Origin of the sequence: Peribacillus simplex (assembly GCF_900156045.1) — a bacterium.
Classification (GTDB): Bacteria; Bacillota; Bacilli; order Bacillales; family DSM-1321; genus Peribacillus; species Peribacillus simplex_D.
In genome coordinates, this window is the sequence record NZ_FTMX01000029.1 from 1 (window position 1) to 1,630 (window position 1,630).

At 38.7% G+C, this 1,630-nt stretch carries 2 protein-coding genes; both read left to right on the plus strand.

Annotation, left to right across the window (positions count from 1 at the left end):
• The first annotated feature begins 283 nt into the window (after positions 1 to 283).
• Positions 284 to 1,231 (plus strand): IS110 family RNA-guided transposase, encoded by a 948-nt coding sequence (locus BW986_RS29120; RefSeq protein ID WP_260321046.1) that lies wholly within the window; start codon positions 284 to 286, stop codon positions 1,229 to 1,231.
• A 5-nt stretch (positions 1,232 to 1,236) separates the two neighbouring features.
• The gene (locus BW986_RS31075) at positions 1,237 to 1,515 is read left to right on the plus strand and encodes a hypothetical protein (protein WP_260321047.1); all 279 of its coding nucleotides are present in this window, start codon (positions 1,237 to 1,239) and stop codon (positions 1,513 to 1,515) included.
• Positions 1,516 to 1,630 lie beyond the last annotated feature (115 nt).

Genomic DNA, 1,630 nt, shown 5'->3' on the forward strand with positions numbered 1-1,630 from the left:
CATAAGAAACTCCTATGGCGGCGCTCCTCGCCGCCACCATCTACTACGAAAATCTAAACTCAAAAATAGAGTCTAACCCATCAACCCCTTGACGATAATGGATGATAACAATACAACCAGGCTGAGCTTTTTTTGGTGGATCTTAAAGAAGATACCCTGTATAAGAAACTGGTTGTGACAGTATGGAAGAACCATTTAGTGTACTGCTAGTACGTATACAAAAATTTTTGTAACAAATCCCCTGTCATATGTATTGTTAATCTTTTATTGAGGTGATTCTCTTATGGAAGCAATGATTGAACGGTGTGCTGGCCTAGATGTACACCAAGAAACAGTAGTAGCCTGTGTATTATTTGGTCCATTAGATAAAAAGCCAAAAACCTCTATTGAAACTTTTTCAACTACAACAACGGGACTCTTAGCTTTAAGTGATTGGCTCGCTACCCTTCAGGTATCCGATGTTGTGATGGAAAGTACCGGAGTCTACTGGAAACCAATATGGAATATACTCGAAGGTTCTTTTCACCTTGTTCTTGCCAATGCCAGACATGTAAAAAATGTTCCAGGGCGTAAGACTGATGTGAAAGATGCCGAATGGCTTGCCAAGCTTCTAAGATGCGGACTTATTGAAAGCAATTTTGTCCCACCAGAGGATATTCGTGATTTACGAGATCTTACTCGTTATCGAAAAAAATTGATTCATCATCGCACATCAGAGCAGAATCGCATTCACAAAATTCTTCAAGATGCTAATATCAAGCTAACATCCGTTCTATCAGACATTTTTGGTGTATCGGGACGCCGTATCCTTGAAGCGATTCTAAATGGTGAAAAAATAGAGACCGATGGTCTTCGAAAAATGGTGGATTGGCGAACAAAAGCAAGTATTACTGACATTGCCAATGCAATTAATGGGCGTATTCGCCGTCATCATCGTGATATGTTGCGTTACCATTGGGAGCATATGAGTTATTTAGAACAAACCATAGAAGAATTGGAAAAACAAATCGATCAACTCCTGTCCCCCTATCGTAAGGAAGTAGAATTATTGGATGGTATACCTGGTGTGAACAAAGCTGCGGCAGCTACTTTTATTGCGGAGATGGGTGTTGATATGTCCGTATTTAAGTCAGCTAAACATCTTGCCTCTTGGGCTGGTGTGAGTCCTGGAAATTACGAAAGTGCTGGTAAAAAAAAACGAGTAAAACCACACAAGGAAATAAAGCTTTAAAAACGATGGCCGTAGAATGTGTATTAGCGACATCACGGCAAAATAATCGAATTGCTTCACATCGAAAAAGGATTACCAAACGGCAAGGAAAAATGAAGGGACGAATCGCTTCTGCCCATTTACTAATAACGATTACTTACAACATCTTAAAAACAGGAGAACCTTATCATGAACTAGGCTCAAATTACCTTGAAGAAAAACAAAATAACAAAGAATTAAAAATGATCGAATACCTAAAAAAGAAAGGCTATACAATCGCTCCATCTGAACAACAAACTGCATAACCAAACCAGTTAATATAACGACAGGTTACATTTACGTCCTTCAAAAAATTAGAATATGGTGGGCTTATTTTGTATGGCCTTTCACGTATATATTTTCATACAAAAAAGCTGCCTT

Excerpts from the sequence above, each read along its gene's own strand:
- BW986_RS29120 (WP_260321046.1), top strand. The coding sequence starts at position 284 with ATGGAAGCAATGATTGAACGGTGTGCTGGCCTAGATGTACACCAAGAA.
- BW986_RS31075 (WP_260321047.1), top strand. The coding sequence starts at position 1,237 with ATGGCCGTAGAATGTGTATTAGCGACATCACGGCAAAATAATCGAATT.